An 18,928-nucleotide genomic window follows, 5' to 3' on the forward strand; every position below is an offset into this window, starting at 1 on the left:
CGATCCGAGCAACCACCAGGATGCATGCAATGATCAAATTCCTTCGTGCGGGGCACGACGCCGCGCGGCTTCTGCTCGCAGGTGCATTGAGCCTTGGCCTGATGGCCCCGGCTTTCGCTGAGCCACCGCTTGAGAAGACCGAGATCCGCTACCAGGGTTGGGCCGGGCAGGTGACGTTCATCGAGCTCGCCGAGGACCTCGGCTATCTCGCGCCGCTGAAGCTCAAATGGGTCGGCAACACCATCAGCGGGCCGCAGGATATCCAGGCTGTCGTGACCGGCGATATCGACATCGGGGGCGCCTTCTATGGCGCGATCCTCAAGCTGATCTCGGCGCGGGCACCGATCAAGGCCGTCGTCGGCTACTACGGCTCGGACGCCAACACTTACCAAGGCTACTACGTCAAGGACGACAGCCCGATCAAGACGGCGCGAGACCTGATTGGCAAGAAGGTGGCCGTCAATACGCTGGGCGCCCACTTGGAGTTCGTCCTTCGCGAATATCTCGCGCGGAACGGCCTTAGCGCAAGCGAGGCCAAGCAGGTCACCCTGGTCGCGGTGCCGCCCGTCACGGGCGAGCAGGCGCTGCGTCAGGGACAGGTCGAGGTGAGCACGCTGAGCGGCATCTTGCGCGACAAAGCTCTGGAGCGCGGCGGAATCCACGCGCTCTTCAACGACACTGATCTATTCGGCCAATTCACCGGCGGTTCCTACGTGCTGCGGGAGAAGTTCATCAAGGACAATCCCGAAGCATCCCGCAAGCTCGTGGAGGGCGTCTCCCGCGCCATCGGATGGGCACAGACAGCACCGGCTGAGGAGGTGAGGGCGCGGTTCGAGCGGATCATCGCAGATCGCAAGCGCAATGAAGACGGCTCCTCGATCAAATACTGGAAGAGCACGGGCGTTGCGGCCAAAGGCGGCGTGATCTCGGATGCCGAGATCCAGGTGTGGATCGACTGGCTTGTGGAGGATGGCTTGTTCAAGCCGGGTCAGATCAAGGCGTCAGATACCTATACCAACGCGTTCAACTATTTCCGTCCTGGGAAGACCGCGGAGGCCAGATGACCACGTCCAAGATCCGCTTCGAGCATGTGCGCAAGGAATTCCTTGTCCGCGGCAAGGATGGCAGGCCGGCGCAGGGCTTGGCAGCTCTGGATGACATCACGCTGGACGTCCGTGCCGCCGAATTCCTGGCGCTGGTGGGACCGAGCGGCTGCGGCAAGTCGACCCTGCTGGACCTGCTCGGCGGCCTCACCCGGCCGAGCAGCGGACGGATCCTGCTCGACGGCAAAGTGATCGAGGGGCCTGCGCGCGATCGGGGCATCGTGTTTCAGCAATACGCGTTGTTTCCGTGGCGTACGGCCGCACAGAATGTCGAGTTTGGGCTCGACATCGCTGGTTTAAAGACGAAGGAGCGGCGCGAACGCGCGCTGCATTACCTCGACCTGGTCGGGCTATCCGGCTTCGCCGACCGGTACCCCCACGAGCTCTCCGGTGGCATGAAGCAGCGCGTCGCCATCGCGCGAAGTCTCGCCTACGATCCCGAGGTCCTGCTGATGGATGAGCCCTTTGCTGCATTGGATGCGCAGACGCGCGAGACGCTGCAGGGCGAGCTGTTACGGATCTGGCGGGCGACCGGCAAGACCATCGTGTTCATCACGCATGGGATCGATGAAGCGATTGTGCTCGGACAGCGCGTGGCTGTGATGACGTCGCGTCCGGGGCGTATCAAAAGGATTATCGACGTTTCAGAGGGGCTGCGCAGTGAGCACGAGGATGTGCGTTCTCTGCCGGAGTTCGGGCGCATCCGGCATGAACTGTGGAGCTCGCTGCGCGAGGAGGTCCAGAAGGCACAGCAGGCGGGCGCTGGCGCTGACCGTGTCATGCGCGAAGTGAAGGAGGTTGCCTATGTCTAGCGAAGTGCTGGGGTTGCTCGAGCTGACGCAGGGACGTCAAAGCCAGCGCGCCGGGGCAGGGGCGCCACCGCCGCTACTCCTGCGCCGGGTTGCTGCGGTTAGCCGATCATTAGTCGGCTACGGACAGCGGTCGATCTTGTTGATCGGCCTTTTGATGCTATGGGAGGAGGCTCCGAGATTAGGCCTGATCGACGCAGTATTTTTGCCGCCGTTCTCGGAGGTCATTGCCGCAGGTTGGCAGCTAGCGCAAACTGGAGAGCTCTATGATGATGTCTCCGCGAGCCTGCTACGGGCCTTAAGCGGCTTCCTGATATCAGTCGTGCTGATCGTGCCACTTGGTCTCGCTGTCGGTTGGTATTCGCGCCTCGGCAATCTCCTGAACCAGTTCATCGAGATCTGCCGGAACACGGCCCCGCTCGCGCTGTTGCCGGTGTTCATCTTGCTGCTCGGCATCGGCGAGATGTCGAAGATCACCATGGTGATCTATAGCTGCGCTTGGCCGCTTCTCCTCAACACCGTCGCGGCTGTAAAGCAGGTGGATCCGCTCCTCATCAAATCGGCGCGAACCATGGGGGCGACGCCGCAGCAACTCTTCCGCAAAGTTATTCTTCCCGCCGCGCTTCCGACCATCTTTGTCGGCATCCGCCTTGCGAGCGCGTCCGCGATGCTGGTCTTGGTGGCGTCCGAGATGGTCGGGGCGAAGGCTGGCCTTGGCTACCTCATCATCAACAGTCAGTACAGCTTCCTGATCCCTCAGATGTATTTCGGTATCTTGGGCATCACCGTGATCGGCCTCGCGTTGAATGCCATGCTTCAAGGTCTGGAGCGGCACCTCATGCGATGGAAGCCACAGGCAGCAGCCTGAAGCACCACCAATCGCGATTTCGGGCCGATCATGATCGCCCCAAGCCAGCGCGGAGGGCAGATCTGCGCCGGCCGGAATATTTGAACTTGATGCCGTCGCGTCGTGCTGGTGTTCGACGGCAGACCCGCAGGCATCTGAAAAGCGGTGCGTGCAGCCGATGTCATTCATGCTTGCCACAGGGATTTCGCGGAGCGCCAGTCCGGCGGTTCGGGGTGCCTGATATACGTGTGATCGGTGTTGTGTATCGGCGGTACAGTCGGCTACCTGATCGTGGCTGTCCCTCCTGCCGTTGGACAATCTCCGAGCTTAAGACGATGTCCCGAGAAAGTGCAGGACCTATCTCACACGTCGAGCAGCGTTGCCCAGGGGGCTTTGAAAATAAACTCGCTCCAAACAGGCTTATCAATCCTTGTCCTGGTCCACCTGATTCATTCAGTTTAACGAAAAGGTGCCAAAGTTTCGAATAGACATCTGACTGTAGCGTTTTCGTCAGCCTCCTGGTCCATCGTTGTGTCACCATTGGGAGATCTCGAAAATGCTTGATGCCGCCATAACTGCGCTTCTACGATCCGTCCTCGATGAGGTCTGTGCGAGCCTTCCCCGCGATGAGACCGGCGCTCGCGCTCACGTTGCCGCAAAGATCTTAGAGGCGGCCAATACAGGTGAGAAAGCACGCGAGCGTCTGAAGCACATCGCTCGTGAGGCTCTGTCAGGAACGACTAGAAATGTCAGAGCTGGAAGCAAGAATGTTGTGCAGGTGATCTGATGTATGGTCTGCAGCAGACCAGCGTTCACGGAAGGCAGCCGGACCGCCGAATACGATCGCTGAGCTCTGATAGGTCGGCGCGGATCGACCTTATGCTCAAGCTCGTCTGCTTCGAGATGAGAGTAGACCCAAGTTTGCCGCGTTCGGCGCGCCACTGGCGCTCATGCGCCGGACTGAGCCCGACGCGCTGCTTCGGAGCGCGGACCCTCTGAGAGCAGTTCAGCTCTCGTCCGCCTGCGTTGCTTTAGGGTGGAAAACTACCATACGCGCCTGAATATATCCGCGCCCTTCAGCTTGCGCGGCTTGCCTTTGTTGTCAACGTAGAACAGCGTCCATGACGTTGGCATCTGCGATCCCTTGATTGTACCCACCCAGCGAGTGAAGGAATTGCACTGGGCAAAAGTGACAACAAAATACAAGCCGGTTGGACTAACCGATCCCGATGCAGGATACGGTATGCCCTGGCAGGCGAAACCTTGGGCATGGTTTGTGAAGGTCCCTTGTAGTACCCCGCCATTGGTAGACCAAACAAACAGTTCAGAGCCGCGTTCATTTTTCCAGTAAGAGGGGGCAGGAAGCCCTTGCGCCATGGCCTCGGCGGAGAGCAATACGGATTGAACGAGCAACAAAAATCCTAGAAGTTTCTTCATATTGAAGCTCCCAAACAGACTTGAAACACCGTGCAGTCTGGTACAACCTGAGGTCACGTTCGCGGCTCATATCGTGCATTCGACAACAGAATGCGGCGCGCATGCCCCAACTCACGCTGGATCGCGGCGCAGGGCTCAGTTGAGTCCCACACTCTTACTTGCCACATGGTTTCTGGCGATGACTGCCCCGCTACTCGGCTCGTTGACGTTTGCGCCGAATGAGTTTTGATCGCGAGTTGGAGAGCGACTTTGGCCCGGACTTTTCGTCAAGGCATCGATTGCGTGTCTATACTGCGGCTGAGTTAGGCCGAACAGTCGTCGAGGGCGAGAAGATTGTCGTTCCAGACCCTATCGGCATAAGTCTGAATGAATTTACGTCCCGAGGGGCTTTTTCGCACGGCAACCCAGGCCGTCGAATTGCCGGTTTGCGTATAGAACCGATGGTACTTGTTCTCGATAGAATGGACGACGTTCTCCACCTTGTCCCGCCATCGTCCTCCTTCGGGCTTGGGTCCACCACCTCCGTGATGTGTTCATGCTGGCTCATGCGGTTCGGCTTGCGAACACAATCAACACGGTAAGTCGCCATAGTCTTAGTTTCCTTCCAACCAAGAATATATTCGGCGCGATCAAGCCCTGTGTCGGTACGTGAGGGGCTTACCGGAGCTCCTGCGAATGCGTCGCGCACGTCCTTGATCGTCAATTCAGGTGCCAGCGGCAATACCGAGAACGATGGCGGCTGGGGTGCCACGCAATGCTTTCAGTACTGCGTGATCCGATTTGCATCGATAACACAACGCGATGCAGATATTCGGCAAAAAATCTCTACTGGTCGCCGCGAATCACTATCGAACTGGTATTACGCAGCACGGGAGGCTATTGCTTACCGCGATCAGCAATGTGCGGCGCCAGTCGTGCCCGCTAGTGTCGAAGCTATGGTGAGGCCTTTACTCGACTCCATCGACAGAATTCCTGAGCTTGCGGCTAGAGCTCTAGACATTCAGCGGCGACAATTGATGGCTTTAGTCGGGGAGAAAGAAGCTGAAACATGTAAGTTGGCTTGCGCGGCTTCTACAATCACCGGTAAATGATGATGTTTTGCTTGCCGGTGAAAATAAATGGCTCAATCCCGTATCCTTGCTGTTTACGTCGCGGCGCTAACGGTTCTGTTTCTCTCTGCGCCGGCGAGAGGGCAGCAGGCTCAGCCGGCACAGGGTGACGGACAGAGCCCTGCGCAGTCAGCGGGCGCTAACGCCCCTCAGATCGCGCCGAGCGATCCGCAGAAGCAATGTGTCAAGCCCGGAGAGTTCGCTGTAGAACTTCGATTTGGTCGCAATCCTGTAGGCTCCCCAATCGTCCTGGCCACGAACTTCTTGCCCACCAACCAGCGGGTCGATGTTGGCGTGCGCGCGCCGTTTGTCGATGATGTGCGCTATTTCGCGGGCATCGACTACGGAGACGAGACCTATCTTTTTAAGCGGCAAGACGTCGTCACCCACCGCGCGACGGAATCGGACGCCTTAGTCAAGAAGCATCTGCTCGAGCCCGATCAGACCATCGTCACATTGAATATGGGCGACGATCTGGCCTGGTTTTGGAGTAGGGTCGATCTCTATCTCTACACCTGCAAAGGCCTGAGTCGGCATGCGCTCCCCGTCAATGCGGCCTAGGGCGCGGGTGCGGGTGATGTACCGGATGTGCGCAGCGGCGGTGTAGGGCTCGTCCTGGGTGGACTTGCCAATCGAGCTGTGATGCAGGCTGTAAATCGCCATCAACACCTCGGGTACGGGCGCGGGTTTGCCTGCAAACCCATAAGTGCGCACTACCGAAAGTTTAACCTCGGCTATTCGGTTGGCAAGCGCCTCGGGGGCCCACGGACCGCGACACTTTCGCAGATGTCCCGGCTCCCCCAGCACATTTCCAAACCGCCGAATGGCGCTGCCACGCTCAAGCCGAAGCGCCGGCGCGACGGAATGGCGCGACGCGGCGCGGCCGGGTAGGGTACGCTGGCGGACCGACCGCTAGAGGCTAGTGGCGAGCCGCGAAGAACGCGCCCGGCGGCGCGGGACATGGGGCAGAGGACATGGTGGGCAAGGCGCCTTTGACGCTCGGCGTATTCAAGGAGACCGGTCAGGAATACATCTTCGATGGCGCAGAAAGCCTGATCACGATCGCCCGGCCGGGGCGCGGCAAAACGCAGGCCCATGTAGTCAGGAACCTCCTGCAGTTGGAAGCGCCCGCCATCGTCCTGGATGTCAAGCCGGAGATAGCCGATCTGACCAGCGATTGGCGGAGCCAGAACGTAGGCCCGGTACAGGTGTTCATGCCCGGCAACGCGGCAAGATCAGAGAGCTTTAACCCGCTGGATGCCGTCCCCAATGACCCAATAGCCGCTTACACCGCCATTGGGCGCCTTTTGCCACTGCTCATGGTACCGACAGATTCCCAATCGGCAAAAAGCTTCTGGGAGGGCCGGGCGGCCCAGCTCCTTCAAGGTGCCCTCTATGACATTTGTCTCCGCGGGTTTGATGGCAGACGAGACATGTCAGCGGTGGTGGACTGGTTCTCGGCGTCACCAGAACAGCTCAAGCTACGGATTGAGTCTGAAGCGTTCCGGCGTCAGAAGTCTAATGCGCATCGGCAACCAGCTCGCCGGTGCCGATGAAGAGACCCGCTCGAACCTGTTTGAGACGGTACTCCGGCATGTGGACGTTTGGGGGGCTCCTCAACTTGAGCCGGTGGTTTCGGATACGACGATTAATTTTGACAATTTCAGGCGGAACAACGGCACACTGTACCTCTGCGTCACTACAGAAGAGCTGGTGATGTATCGCTCCCTCATTCGAACCCTGCTTGGCCACATTTTCTACTCCATACGTGAGGCTCGCGATCAGTGGGACCTGGCGCCCGTTACCTTCTTCCTCGATGAGTTCCCCCAACTAGGCTACATGCAGGAGATTGAGCAGATGCTCGCGCTCGGCCGCCAGTCCGGCCTGCGACTTTGGCTCTTCGCGCAGGGTAGATCACAATTGCAGAAAGCTTACGGCGACGCGGAGCGAATTCTGGAGTTGATGGCTGTGCGATGCTTCATGGAGCCGACTGCTACAACAGCACACGAACTTTCGAAGGAGCTAGGAGCGAGACGCGACCTGCTGACGGGCACAATGAAGCCGTTGGCCACGGCCCAGGAACTGATGGGGCCTGAATACGTGGATAAAGTAATTGTCCTGGAGGGCGGACGCCGTCCGGCGCGGCTGCAGGCCATGAAGGCTTATGAAGATCATCGCCTCAAGGGGCGACTAACAGACCAACGCAAAAGCGTTTCCATCGAAAATGATTAGCGAGACGTGGCCCAGCCGTTATCGCTGTCTCGATCTTCCACAAACCATCTGATGAGTTCGCCCCTAGGCCCCTCATCATCAATCCACTTATCCAGTAAGTCGAGGTAGTGCGACCATTCTTTTTCCAAATCGACTTCGCGTCCCTCCTGATATTCCATGTAGTTATCGCAAGCCCAGTCGCTACCTCTGACTTGCACCCGACCGTCACAATTGAGGAGCCAGAAGAGGTAATCTGCGGTTGGACTCGAGATGCCTGCCCTGTTACCCCAGAGAGCAATCTTCAGGCACGCGAGATGCTTCGCGCTCATGGATGCGAAAGACCGAACAGCAGAAAACTCTCGGTCCTTCCATATCATTCGAATTCGGACCCTTCGTGCCTGTTTAAACGCAACCTGCATATTGGTCAGCAACCTCGCACCTCCGCCTCTTTCTAACTTCGGGTAGTCGCGAGGTTGTATGTCGATACATTCTTCTTCGATTTCAAACTTACAATACTCCTCGGCCAGCCGCCTTTGGTACGCCACTAGCTTCGCCGCTTCAGCGGCGGCGGCACGTTCCTTCTCGGCAGCAAGGGTGGCCTGTTCAGCAGCAACGGCAGCTTGCCGAGCGGCATGTTCTTTAACCTTCCACTGCGCGGCCAGCGCTCTTTCCTTCCAACCCGGGCGGTAGAGGATATCGGTATATGGCCAAATTGACGCCGGCTCCCTGCAATCTACGATGCGTCCGATGTCGTCGACTGTTCGCGCAAGGTCGTCATCTGTAAGTGCGGAACAATATTCGATAAGCGTCATCAGCAATGTGTCCCGCAATCTATTGTCGTTAAGATCGATCGGGTCGTATGTCGCCATTTGGCGGCCCAGTGCTATCAAGAAGAGCCAGCAGAACCTGGCCAGCCAAAGACGCGTCGTATCGTCCCCGATGCCTGGCAGAAGTTCGCGGCGGAGCACCTTGCCTGGCTCCGTATTGGAAAACGATTGCGGCCTACACCATTGCTGCCAGTCGGCGTCAATCACGGCGGCAACCTTGCTGAACGTAAGTTTCTCATCCGCACCGAACTTCGTGCGAAAATAGTAGATCGATCGAAGGGCGGCATTCCTTCGCCCTTCGGTAAGGATATAGGCCTTAAGTGCGCGGTCACGGAGCGCGTCCCGGTGTCTTGCCGGGTTGAAGGATTCCAGGTCGCCTATTAGCCCTTGAGGAAGTCCTGCCAGTTCTGAAGGCAGCCGACCCGTCTCGCATTCTCCGGGAAGTAGCTTTCTCGTCGCCCAGCCTTCCAGCACGCTGCGTTGGGCCACTTGTAAAGCTTGTTTTTCGTAATGCGATAATTCGACAATAAACTTCATTGCAGAGCCCCATCAGCCCACGCACACTTTCCACGAGCACATGGCGTGTGGTCAAGCGCCGGCCTCGGCAAAAAACTCGGCCTACCGCCTGCGGCGGTAGGCCGGCGCCCGCGGCATTAGCCAGCCAGCTTACGGGCACCCGCATGAAGCTGCGAATTCAACCGCAGCTCAGCCGTATGGCAGTGCGTGGTCTCCAGCTCAATACCGACGCAACAACGTCCGGCAAGCCGCGCCGCCACCAGCGTCGATCCCGACCCGCAGAACGGGTCGAGCACCTGCCCGTCGGGCGGACAGAACGCTTCAATAAGCGGGCGTAAGACATTGATGGGCTTTTGAGTTGGATGCAGGCGATTGCCGGTGTACTCCCAGTCCATGACGTCTGGCACCGGTGAGCCAGACAGCTCCGGCCGCCCCTTGGCGAGCAGGTAGGCCTGCTCGTGTCGGCTTTCGGTGTAACCCGTGGCCGAAGCGTAGCGCTTCCTGAAGACGATGTGGCCAACCAGATGAAATCCCGTCGTGCGCCAGGCGGCGACGAACTTGTCGACAGCGTTCCAGCCGTAGAAGCTGACGCAGAAGGCGTCGGGCTTGAGCAGTCGGTACATCTCGGCAAACGCTGGCCCCACCCATCCATCGCGATCGTCATTCGCAATGGTCTGGCCTATGCGCGACTTGTACCGGCACAAGTACGGCGGGTCGGTGAGGATGAAATCCACCGACCCGGAGGTCATGCGTTGCATGACCTCCACGCAATCACCGTGAAGCACGGTGTGGCGTATCAGGTGAGTGGGGAGGACGCTCATTAGCACACCTCCTGGATCAACGGCTGCGCGCTCCAGTGAGATTCACTGCGGATGAGCTCAAAACCGTCTATCGAGCCGAGACTGTCGGTGAGATAGATGGCCTCGCCCTTGCGGATGGCGTCCTCGCGGCTCGTGGCCTCGACGATGACGCCCCATTCCTCGTAATCAAAGCACTTGACGAGGAAGCGCCGCGTGGCGGCGGGGCTCATCGCCCCGCCTCCGCGTCGGCTTTCGGTTCGCGAATGACCAGGCGGCCGTTCAAGGGCAGGCAGCTGAGCTGGATGTTGAAGCCCTTGCCGTCTTCGTGCGCCCAGGCTGCGCCGATTTTGGTCCAGAAGGCCTTGTCGCCTTCGCCCTCGACCACAAAGACACTGTGGGGGCGCTGGGTCTTTTCATCGCGTTTCATTTGGTTATCTCCCGTTTGGTTTTGCCGGCTGCGCCAATCGCGGCCGGACGGGAAATTTCGGGAGACGAGGAGATAGCGGGCGCGCAACGGAGGGTCCGGCCGAGGGACCCTTCAGGGATACGGTTGGATGCCTTGCGCGTACGCGCCTCGGCTCCAGTTTCCCCGTCCTCCTGGCCGTGTATTGGGGACAGACGCGCAACGGGAGAGTGGGCGTGACGCAGGAGAACCGCGCCACATTACAGATTAGTGGTCGTTTACGAAGGAGCCGCTGAGGTCCAGTGCGATAGTGTGGAAAAACACTTTGACGAAAGGCATTGCTCCGATGGCCCTGGCGTTACCCCACCTGGCGGCAGAATGATCGGCCAATAGGGTGAAGAGTTTTAGGTGAAGAGAACCCCGACTAGGGCGCGGACTCATTAGCACTCAGCCAAATTCGGATTGATGCGAGTTTGACGAACGCAAGATAGTTCGCTGCGAGTTTGTCGTATCGGGTCGCGATACGCCGACATTGCTTGATCTTGTTGAAGAACCGTTCGATCAAATTGCGTGCGGCAATGCCCCCGTCACCATGTCGCTAATGCTCTGAATTGACTTCCGCTTTCGACGGCGCAACGGAGGTGACCTTACTCGTTCCCGGCTCGCCCCAGTCGCGAATGACCCGCAGCAGACTTCACTATTGAGCCGACCCAACCATGCTGCTATGCTTTAGCCGCATCATGCCTTTTTCGGTTTTGATGGCGGGCGGGTAATCAGGCTTACGGACTGCCGCCTGCGTTTTGAAAATGGGAATACTTCAGCCATAGGCCCCGCCTCCGGACGCATTTTTAAGTCGGCCGGGAAATGTTTATTGGACGTCATTTCCCTCCGTTCTTCCCCAGACTCGGAGGCGGGCCTTTTTCTATCAAGCTTGATTGAAAAAGGATTTCCCCATGTCTCTTTTGACAACCAGTGCGCAATTAAACGCGATTGATCGTCATCTTAGCGCGAATCGGGCCAGCCACTACCTCCTTGTCTTGATAGTTGCAGCTGGCATCGCTCACTTAGCGACCTGTGCGGCGCAAGCTCAGTGCGCGGCTCGCGACGTTTTAGAAAGACAGCTGAAGCTCAAGATGCGCCCTGCCGAAGCGTCTCAACAACTCATTAAGTCCGAGCGCGATGTTGTGACGTGGAGAAGGGTTGCAATAGGCACTTTTGCTGATTCACTGAAGCTTCGCAACGAGCTCGACCGGATAGGCTGCAGTGTCGGTGGGCAAGCCGCAGAAGTTTTCGCTCGGCCGACGTTTCTCATTGCCACTCGCAAGACGAACATCGAGCTTGCACTCGTATCACCAGCGCAGCTTGGGTTCACGTCCGATACTGCGACCTTGGCTGACGTTTACACGCGCGCTCGAAACTTGGGCTTTGAACTTGCAGCAGCCGAAGTCGGGCCGCAATTGCGCATTCAATATTTCGACCAGCCGATTGGTGAGTTTCTCATCATCGGAATGGATCCGATCAAGACGTGGAGCGGCGAGCCGGTTATTCTAAATGTGGCGAATGGCGGTGCCGGATTGATCCTAATCGGCCAAGACGGTAGAGCCGAAGCCGAAATACCGATTATGTCTCGGATCATTTTCGCACGCTCGAGTAAGCCAGCTCCCAGCACCGAACTCACCGATCAAGCTGCAGTTCTTCTACCGGACTGAAAAGGAAAGGGCCGCTATTGGCCCTTCGCGTCATTTAGCTGCGCTGGAGAATTTAGTCGCTATCGAGGCATAGCGGACTCTGGCAAGCCGTGCGCTGGCAGATTTATGGGTTCACGGCCTAAAAAGTACAAGTGTTGCGGGGTGCCGGTTGAAAATGCCGGCACCCATGCATTTCTCAGATATCTACGCCAGTTCTATATAAAAAAGAAAAAAGCCATCCGACGGGCCGCGTATGGTCGATACGGCCCACGCAATTGTGCGATACCGCTGGTGGTGCTTCCGTATTGAAGAGCGGGCCTACTCGGCAAAGATACTGTCGAGCAAATTCGCGAGCCGAACGCCCGCCTTCTGAAGCTGCTCCCTCACGATAGGTTCGTTTGCGGCGAGATATTCGGTGTTGACGGTCACGCTGCCCTCGGGCTGGTCGCAGTAGGAGCCGTGCATCACGCAATAGCCCGTCTTCGCGGCTTCCGAGATAGCAAAAGACTCGTTGGCCCAATCGCTCGGGTCCGACGAAGTCCACTTGGTCTTCATCGCAGGAGTGATCGCATCGATGAGGTCTGAAGCCGCTTCATCGACATCGGGCCCGACTGCATGATTCACAAGACAGCTGTCCCAGGCGCCGTGCAGATTGCCCGAGCACTCGCCCTTCACCCTGATATTGTTTCCTCCCCGGTCGTCCTCAAAGGACACGTGGAGAGGCTGATGTATGTCGCCAACCCAGTGTCCAAGCGACTTGAGCGCAATAAGCCTGTCGGCCCGCTTGGCGTGCTTCGAGTTCACAATCTTCGAGTCGTTGAGGATGGCCGTGAGCACACATTCCGGAGCGTTCGGGCAGGTGTCCCCTGTTACCCCCCGCGCGTCGCGGGGCAGATTGATGAAGTGCTCCGATCGGCGAATGCGCGGATGGTCGGGAAACACGCAGGAGTCGGCGAACGTGTCGAACCTTTGGTCCGCCTGGATCAGCTTGCGTATGGCTGCGCGCGTATCCGGCTGAGCGAGCCGGTAGGCAATCTCGCAGACGATCTTGTGGCCTTCGTCGCCCCATGCCGAGGCGCTGGTGCAGAAAGCGAGAAGGAGAACAGCGGCTAAATAAAAACGGCGCATGCGGCTACCTCACGCCAAGACAATATGGCTGGAGCTTATCACCCCAAGTTGCGGTAGAGAAGAAGCTCGCGGCTGAGAAATGACAGGCTTCCGAGCAACGTAAAGTTGAACGCCGGCTCAGAGTGTGCATCAATAGGGATCGGGAAGGAGATCTGGGGAGGCTGCCCTTTTGCGGGCGGACTCTCGTCATCCGCCCGGTCATTTTCATTCAGCGATTTCAGGGGCATCCATGAGAGAGAACAGGACGAGGAACGGCCTGAAGGTCAACGCCGTTTCGGGCACCTACGTCGTCATGCTGGGTATCAACCTGCCGAAGCAGTCGTGCACCGGGCTGCGCGGCTTCGCGATACACCGCGTAGATCAGACATCCGAAGAGGCCGGATATATGACCGGCATGAAGGCGTTTGCAGAGACCGACCCCGGCTTCCCGGCCCCGGCGCACTACTCGACGCGGCAGCATCCCATTCAGAGCTTCCAGTGGGCTGACTACACGGCGGAGCCAGGCCACGACTATACCTACACTGTGTCGGCACTGAAGGGAGACCCGAAGGATCTTGAGGTCTTCCGGGAGGTCAGCGTCGACATCTCCACCGAAAGCCCCGAGGGCGGCGACGAGGACGTTTACTTCAACCGGGGCGTTGCCGGCTCCCAGGCCTATGTCGCGAGGTTCGGCGACAAAAGTCCCAAGAACGTCCCCAATGGGCAGGCCTGGATTTGGCTGTCCCGCGGGCTGTACGAGGCAATTGAGGCGTTCGTCAATTCCTGCAAGAAGGGCGACGGACTTCGCATCGCAGCATACGAATTCCACTACCCCGACTTCCTCAAGCTTCTTAAGGCCGCGAAGAAGCGCGGGGTCGACGTCAAGGTGGTTTACGACAAGCGGGGAGCAAAGCCCGGCAGGAAGAACCAGCAAGCGATCAAGACGGCAGGGATAGGTTCGTTCTGCATCCCGCGCACCGAGGGCAAGTCATACATCTCGCACAACAAGTTCATGGTGCGGATGCACAACAAGAAGCCGGTCTCTGTGTGGACCGGCGGCACCAATTTCTCGGACGGCGGCATCTTCGGCCATTCGAACGTAGGCCACCTGGTCGAGGACAAGGACGTCGCGGCCAAATTCCTGGAGTATTGGGAGTTGCTGGCGAAAGACCCGGAAACGCCGGCCGAGCGGAACGAGGTCGAGTTGATGACCCCGCTTCCGAAGGGAAAACTGCCCAAGGGCGTGACGCCTGTGTTCAGTCCCCGAAACGACCTGGCGGCGCTTCAGTGGTATGCCACACTGGCAAAAGGGGCAAAGGAAGGGCTCATGATGACCTTTGCCTTCGGCATGAACAAGATCTGGAAGGAGGTTTACCGCGAGAACAATGCTCAGTTCAGGCTCGCGTTGCTGGAGAAAGCCACGCGGCCTATGAAGGATGGCCCCGAGAAAACCAAGGAGCTGAAGGACATCCAGGCGCTGAGGGCGATGCCGGAGAACACGTTCGCCATCGGCGATTTCATCCGTTCCAACAAATACGATGGCTGGGTGAAGGAGCGGCTGACCGGCCTCAACACCAACGTTCGCTACGTGCACAACAAGTTCATGCTCGTCGATCCTTTGACCGACGATCCCATCGTGGTCGCGGGTTCTGCCAACTTCAGCGACGCCTCCACGACGGACAACGACGAGAACATGCTGGTGATCCGGGGCAATACGCGCGTGGCCGACATCTATCTCGGAGAGTTCATGCGGCTGTACACGCACCACACCTTCCGGGAGTCGCTCAAGTGGCGCAAGACGCCGCCGAAACCGCTTGAGACCGGTGACTGGTGGCGCGACTACTTTGGCAACACCGAACGTTCCATCCGTCGAAGGTTCTTCGCCCGGACGTCGGACTAGCCAACACTGTGGGGTCTGATTGCCTCACAACAATTTCACGGTCACCTTGGCTTTGCCTCCGTTGTTCGGGTAAAACGTGTCGCTGAGCCATGGCAGGCCGATCACCGCGTCGTTGACGTACAGAAAGAGCTCACCGCTGCGTGCAGCCTTGAACGTTGCCTTGTACGTTTGCGGAGTCGTGTTCGGAAGCGGGATGGGGTCAAGGAAATACTCGTCCACGCCGGTCTCGCCCACCCGCGCGATGATGCGGTACCAGGGTCTGAACAGGATGCGACGGAGGAATATCGCACCGCGAAACTTCCACCGGTTGGCAAGCTCTATGGTGGAGGTCCGGAAGCCACCTGGTGTGGTCGGCCGCTCGGCGTCGGTCCAAGGCTCTGTGACCGCGATCCTGATCTCATACGAGCGGCCGGAAAAGACCTTCAGGCCTGTTGGCGCACAGATCGCCGACGTCGCGAAGTCCGCGCTGTCCTGGTCGATGCCCTTGTTGACCGGGATAAGCCTGGCCTCTGCCGTGCCTATGCAGAATGCACCCATCGAGTCCGCGACGTTGAACAGGAAATGGCTCGCGACCGTCGCGCCGAACCAGACCATCACCACCACCAAAAACAGGGGCAGGACGTGCCGCTTCGCGGCGCGGATGACAAACTGATAGAGCGGGTGGGTCCTGAACGCGTAGATGGCGTCGTGCATCAGGCCAGAGAGCGGCACCGGCGCCGCCCGGTCTCGCCAGAGCAGGCGCATCCGGTCCTTGATTTTGCTGCTAAGGCTGCCGCCAAGAACCATAAGGATGATCACGGCGACGACGCCGCCGGCGAACCATTCGGGGTTCGCGGCGTACCAGTCCGTCCACCAGTGAAATGATTTCGGCAGGAAAGACTCGATGAACCGCACGGCTTCGGAGACCATCCGGATCGGTGACTCGAACTCATGCTCCTTGATGCGGTCGTGGAAAAGCCAGAACGCCGCAAGATGCAGCGTGGCGGCCAGGGTGGCGAAATACGCCAGCCGACGCATCCAGACGAAATTCCAGAGCTTTTCCTGTGCCGCAAAGCGGGCGGTCGCACCTGCTGGCGTCTCGAATGTCGTCGGCCCGAGCGGCGTGAGCTTGCCGTTGCGGGAAACCATGAGGTACTCCGGCGGCAAGCCGATCGGAGCATAGGCATTGCAGCCGCTGTCGATACGGTCGAACACACTTTCGTGGATCTTCGGCAACTTGACGCTGACGCCGACATACGGGTCATTGCACAGGTCAGAGACCTTCCGCGGGCCATAGCGATAGTAGGAGCCGAGGCCGGAACGCGAGTCATAGAGGCGGCCGTCCTTATCCTGCGCTGAACTGATCAGCTTAATGGAGTCGGGGTCTGCGAAGGGGGCCTCCTTGAAAACGAGACCACGCTTGATCGACTCGTCGACAAGCCAGGACAGCGGTACGAACGATACGGCATCGTCGGGATAACCTCCGCCCACGTTCGCGTGCATGCCGACGAACCAGACCTGGACCAGGCGCTCGTCGTCAATGGTGGTGGGGACCGCTGGCTTGGATTCGCCTTCCTCGGTCCAGAGCACGGGATGGAAGGTCGTCCGCTCATCGTCGAGCGCAAGCGCGTGCCTTGCGCATTTGACGCGTTGGCTCAAGACCCGGTTCGGAAGCTCAAGGGGCCAGATCCAGTTGCTGACGCCGCGCGTCATCTCGTCCATGGGCAGGCCGTAGGCCGCGACCGTGTCCCACACACCGACGAACTCTATGGATGGGATGTCCTTGCGGACGATCTTGGCGTAGGGCTTGTTGCCTTGCAAAAGGTCGAGCACCGGCACCAGGACGTAGTCGCGCAAGGCGCGGAAGAGCACCTCGATCCGCAAGATCGAGTGGTAGCCCTTTGCCCGGTAGGCCCTGTAAGCCTCGACCGCGCCGTTGTGCAGCTCCGCTTCGGTATCCGCCACAACCAAGCCCTGCTGAAGAATGAGCGCGCCGAGGACGCGCACGGTGAACGCGCCACGGCTGAAGCCGAAGAGGTAGATCTTTGAATGGCTCTGGTGATCGTAGTTGCGGCAGATGAACTTGTAGGCGTCGAGGATGTTGCGCTTGAGGCCGTATCCGAATGCGCCGCCCAGCACAGCGAGCGGAACGAAGGACGAGGTGCCCACGCCATCGTCGTATTTCGCGGCCTGGCTGTTGCCTTGCAGGTCGAGCGCCTGGAACATCCGCCAGACGTTCGTGCGCCAGACGCTTGAGGCGGCATTCCCGGTGCCGTCGGACAGGATAATGATCTTGGGGCTGGCCATGCGAGCGCCCTCCCTGAAAAGATAAAGTGAATGCGTAAGCGTAACAGGTGCCGGGAAGATTTCAACCTCTGATAGTCGTTCTATCAAATTCCGGACGCGCCTTCTCGCAGTGCTTTGGGGACAGACGCGCAACTGGAGATGGGCCTGAGACGAAATAGGACGGCGCCAGAATGCTTTTCTTTGGTCGGATGGACTTGGTGATCTGGACGAATAGGAGGCGCTGGCCCTCGGCGCTCCGCGGCTATTGCAGAGCACAACGTCAGCGGGTGTGCTATACGGACGCTCCCATTCAGGAGCGGCAGAGCACATGGCGAAAAAGAGGGAGATCGGAAAGTGCGTCCACTGCGTGAAGGAAGGCGTTGAACTTACGTCGGACCATATGTTTCCGAAGGCCTGGTATCCTTATGCAACGCCAGAAACCCTGGAGAGGTGGACATTTCCAAGCTGCTTCGGCTGCAACCAGCGCTTCAGCAAGATCGAAGGTGATCTGCTGAATCGCGTCGCTCTTGCGCTCGACACCAAGCACGAAGCATCGCAAGGCCTGGCCGACGCCGCTTTGAGGGCAATGGACCCCAAGGCCGGTCGGGATGAGAAGGACGCGGCCGCGCGAGCGGCCCGAGGCAAGAAGATGCTTGCAGAGATGTTCAAGGGGGAGGCAATCCCGGAAGGCCAGATCATGCCAGGGCTCGGCGAACGTTGGGGGCGGCCGAAGACCGAACAGCTTGCTATCAATATTCCCCGCGCGAGCTTTGACGCGATGACCGAGAAGATAGTGCGAGGGCTGGCTTATCGCGAGGATGGGCAGTTCATTGAAGCTCCCTACAAGATTGAAACCTTCATCGCTGAGGACGAGGCAGCGAAGGTAGTCAAGGAGTTGCTTGACAAGGCGGGCAAAGAATCAAACGCGAGAAGGGTCTAGAAATACGCCGCGCCGTGCTCGACGGAGACAAGCGGTCTGCACTGTATGAAATAACGTTCTGGCAGCAGTTCAAAACGTACGCGACGGTCGGATATGATTTCCTGCCGGGCTATCGTCTTCTAGACAGAAATGAGGCCGTCAAAGTCGGCGATCTCTGGTGTCACCAAGGTAAGGTGCACAGGTTTTGGCTACCCGCCAAGCTTATTGGGAAACAGCAACCCAATAACGACTATTGCAGAAAGATTGGTGTTTGAGTTCGCCTTGGGTTGCGGACGGTTCACTTGGTCAGAAATCAACGCTTCGCATGGCGCACTTCAGGCCCAGTTTCCCAAACTTGCCGTGCATCGAGGCAGGCCTGCAGTGATAATCGGCCGACCAACAATTTCGGTCGTTTGCCGCTTAACTCGTCGGTTGCTCGTTGGACTCATTCAAGCAACCTATGAGCGCCGAATCCTCTGGATATTTCAGTCGTGTCGGCCTTGAACCTCGCCGTACACGAGAATATCGACGTAGTGCTTGCCGGCGATGCGTGCGGCTGCCCATCTCACGACGTATTCCGCGCAACCGGGTTCGTTATAAATAAAGTGACGAAATCCACCGGGTGACCTGAGTTCATTGCGGGTTAAGGTGTGTATGGCAATCGGCCCTGGACAATCGGGGGCAGAGTTGGTGCTTACCTGTGGATTGGCAGAACTCATGAACAGTTCCTTTCCGTAGACGGCAAGGCACATGGCCGCTATCGCGTTTGACAGGAGAATGGCTAGTGAGACAACAGCTATGACGCCAAAGAATATGTAAGATGCGGGCAGGAAGAAGCTGTGCATAAAGCTGTCCACCAACGCCTTCGGAAAGGCGAAGATTCCTAGCACCGGAAGACACACAAGAAAAAAGATCCACCGTACGCCTTCACCGATAGCCTCCATCAGATTCGAATTGAATGAGGCGAGCCTCCGGCCCAATGCGCCA

18 protein-coding genes and 2 pseudogenes are annotated in these 18,928 nt (G+C 58.6%); 10 read left to right on the forward strand and 10 right to left on the reverse strand.

From position 1 onward, the window contains the following. The first annotated feature begins 29 nt into the window (after positions 1–29). Genes AC066S_RS30600 through AC066S_RS30610 form a run of 3 tightly spaced genes read left to right on the forward strand, consistent with a single transcriptional unit; the run spans position 30 to position 2,780 of the window. Entirely contained in the window at positions 30–1,064 is a 1,035-nt protein-coding gene (locus tag AC066S_RS30600; protein WP_235884834.1) for an ABC transporter substrate-binding protein, read from the forward strand. Continuing rightward, positions 1,061–1,915, forward strand: coding sequence for an ABC transporter ATP-binding protein (locus AC066S_RS30605; protein ID WP_126261696.1), 855 nt, complete (start codon positions 1,061–1,063; stop codon positions 1,913–1,915). The genes AC066S_RS30600 and AC066S_RS30605 overlap by 4 nt, the downstream gene beginning before the upstream one ends. Next, positions 1,908–2,780 carry an ABC transporter permease gene (locus tag AC066S_RS30610; protein WP_126261697.1) on the forward strand — a complete coding sequence of 291 codons (873 nt, stop codon included), beginning with the start codon at positions 1,908–1,910 and terminating at the stop codon, positions 2,778–2,780. The genes AC066S_RS30605 and AC066S_RS30610 overlap by 8 nt, the downstream gene beginning before the upstream one ends. Positions 2,781–3,803: 1,023 nt before the next feature. Here the strand turns inward: AC066S_RS30610 and AC066S_RS30615 are convergent. Then, positions 3,804–4,196, reverse strand: a complete 393-nt coding sequence (locus tag AC066S_RS30615; RefSeq protein ID WP_126261699.1) for an avidin/streptavidin family protein — start codon at positions 4,194–4,196, stop codon at positions 3,804–3,806. A 302-nt stretch (positions 4,197–4,498) separates the two neighbouring features. After that, positions 4,499–4,684 (reverse strand): annotated as a pseudogene (locus tag AC066S_RS30620) (DUF3892 domain-containing protein); the annotation flags it as partial. 204 nt (positions 4,685–4,888) lie between these two features. Here AC066S_RS30620 and AC066S_RS30625 point away from each other — a divergent pair. The 4 genes from AC066S_RS30625 (at position 4,889) to AC066S_RS30640 (ending at position 7,537) form a co-directional block, all read left to right on the forward strand. After that, the gene (locus AC066S_RS30625) at positions 4,889–5,287 is read left to right on the forward strand and encodes a hypothetical protein (RefSeq protein ID WP_126261700.1); all 399 of its coding nucleotides are present in this window, start codon (positions 4,889–4,891) and stop codon (positions 5,285–5,287) included. A gap of 27 nt (positions 5,288–5,314) precedes the next feature. Next, positions 5,315–5,866 carry a hypothetical protein gene (locus AC066S_RS30630; RefSeq protein WP_126261701.1) on the forward strand — a complete coding sequence of 184 codons (552 nt, stop codon included), beginning with the start codon at positions 5,315–5,317 and terminating at the stop codon, positions 5,864–5,866. Positions 5,867–6,279: 413 nt separating this feature from the next. Continuing rightward, a complete protein-coding gene (locus tag AC066S_RS30635) occupies positions 6,280–6,861 on the forward strand; it encodes a type IV secretory system conjugative DNA transfer family protein (protein ID WP_126261702.1) in 582 nt (193 codons plus the stop codon). Further along, positions 6,827–7,537: a type IV secretory system conjugative DNA transfer family protein gene (locus tag AC066S_RS30640; RefSeq protein ID WP_164719087.1), complete on the forward strand. Its 711-nt coding sequence runs from the start codon at positions 6,827–6,829 to the stop codon at positions 7,535–7,537. The genes AC066S_RS30635 and AC066S_RS30640 overlap by 35 nt, the downstream gene beginning before the upstream one ends. Here the strand turns inward: AC066S_RS30640 and AC066S_RS30645 are convergent. From AC066S_RS30645 to AC066S_RS30665, 5 genes and pseudogenes are all read right to left on the reverse strand, one after another. After that, positions 7,534–8,880, reverse strand: a complete 1,347-nt coding sequence (locus AC066S_RS30645; protein WP_126261704.1) for a hypothetical protein — start codon at positions 8,878–8,880, stop codon at positions 7,534–7,536. The genes AC066S_RS30640 and AC066S_RS30645 overlap by 4 nt on opposite strands. A 116-nt stretch (positions 8,881–8,996) precedes the next feature. Next, entirely contained in the window at positions 8,997–9,680 is a 684-nt protein-coding gene (locus AC066S_RS30650) for a DNA methyltransferase (protein WP_126261705.1), read from the reverse strand. Continuing rightward, positions 9,680–9,889, reverse strand: a complete 210-nt coding sequence (locus tag AC066S_RS30655) for a response regulator transcription factor KdpE (protein ID WP_126261706.1) — start codon at positions 9,887–9,889, stop codon at positions 9,680–9,682. Before AC066S_RS30655 ends, AC066S_RS30650 begins: the two co-directional genes overlap by 1 nt. Continuing rightward, positions 9,886–10,086 carry a hypothetical protein gene (locus AC066S_RS30660; protein ID WP_478271377.1) on the reverse strand — a complete coding sequence of 67 codons (201 nt, stop codon included), beginning with the start codon at positions 10,084–10,086 and terminating at the stop codon, positions 9,886–9,888. The genes AC066S_RS30655 and AC066S_RS30660 overlap by 4 nt, the downstream gene beginning before the upstream one ends. 400 nt (positions 10,087–10,486) lie before the next feature. Further along, positions 10,487–10,633, reverse strand: a pseudogene (locus AC066S_RS30665) (IS5/IS1182 family transposase); the annotation flags it as partial. A 382-nt stretch (positions 10,634–11,015) separates the two neighbouring features. Between AC066S_RS30665 and AC066S_RS30670 the strand changes: the two are divergent. Continuing rightward, entirely contained in the window at positions 11,016–11,771 is a 756-nt protein-coding gene (locus tag AC066S_RS30670) for a hypothetical protein (RefSeq protein WP_126261708.1), read from the forward strand. Between the two features lie 297 nt (positions 11,772–12,068). On the opposite strand, the gene AC066S_RS30675 is transcribed toward AC066S_RS30670, so the two are convergent. Continuing rightward, positions 12,069–12,878: a S1/P1 nuclease gene (locus AC066S_RS30675; protein WP_126261709.1), complete on the reverse strand. Its 810-nt coding sequence runs from the start codon at positions 12,876–12,878 to the stop codon at positions 12,069–12,071. Positions 12,879–13,107: 229 nt separating this feature from the next. Between AC066S_RS30675 and AC066S_RS30680 the strand changes: the two genes are divergently transcribed. Further along, the gene (locus AC066S_RS30680; protein WP_126261710.1) at positions 13,108–14,757 is read left to right on the forward strand and encodes a phospholipase D-like domain-containing protein; all 1,650 of its coding nucleotides are present in this window, start codon (positions 13,108–13,110) and stop codon (positions 14,755–14,757) included. A 24-nt stretch (positions 14,758–14,781) separates the two neighbouring features. Here the strand turns inward: AC066S_RS30680 and AC066S_RS30685 are convergent, their stop codons facing one another. Further along, on the reverse strand, positions 14,782–17,043 hold the full coding sequence (locus tag AC066S_RS30685; protein WP_135166772.1) for a DUF2235 domain-containing protein: 2,262 nt from the start codon (positions 17,041–17,043) through the stop codon (positions 14,782–14,784). 307 nt (positions 17,044–17,350) lie between these two features. Here AC066S_RS30685 and AC066S_RS30690 point away from each other — a divergent pair, with 307 nt between their 5' ends. Continuing rightward, complete coding sequence (locus AC066S_RS30690; RefSeq protein ID WP_126261712.1) at positions 17,351–17,962, forward strand: hypothetical protein; 612 nt, start codon at positions 17,351–17,353, stop codon at positions 17,960–17,962. Between the two features lie 464 nt (positions 17,963–18,426). Here AC066S_RS30690 and AC066S_RS30695 read toward each other — a convergent pair whose 3' ends face one another. Then, a complete protein-coding gene (locus AC066S_RS30695) occupies positions 18,427–18,885 on the reverse strand; it encodes a hypothetical protein (RefSeq protein WP_126261713.1) in 459 nt (152 codons plus the stop codon). Positions 18,886–18,928 lie beyond the last annotated feature (43 nt).

It is taken from the genome of Bradyrhizobium sp. CFUWI (genome assembly GCF_056429085.1).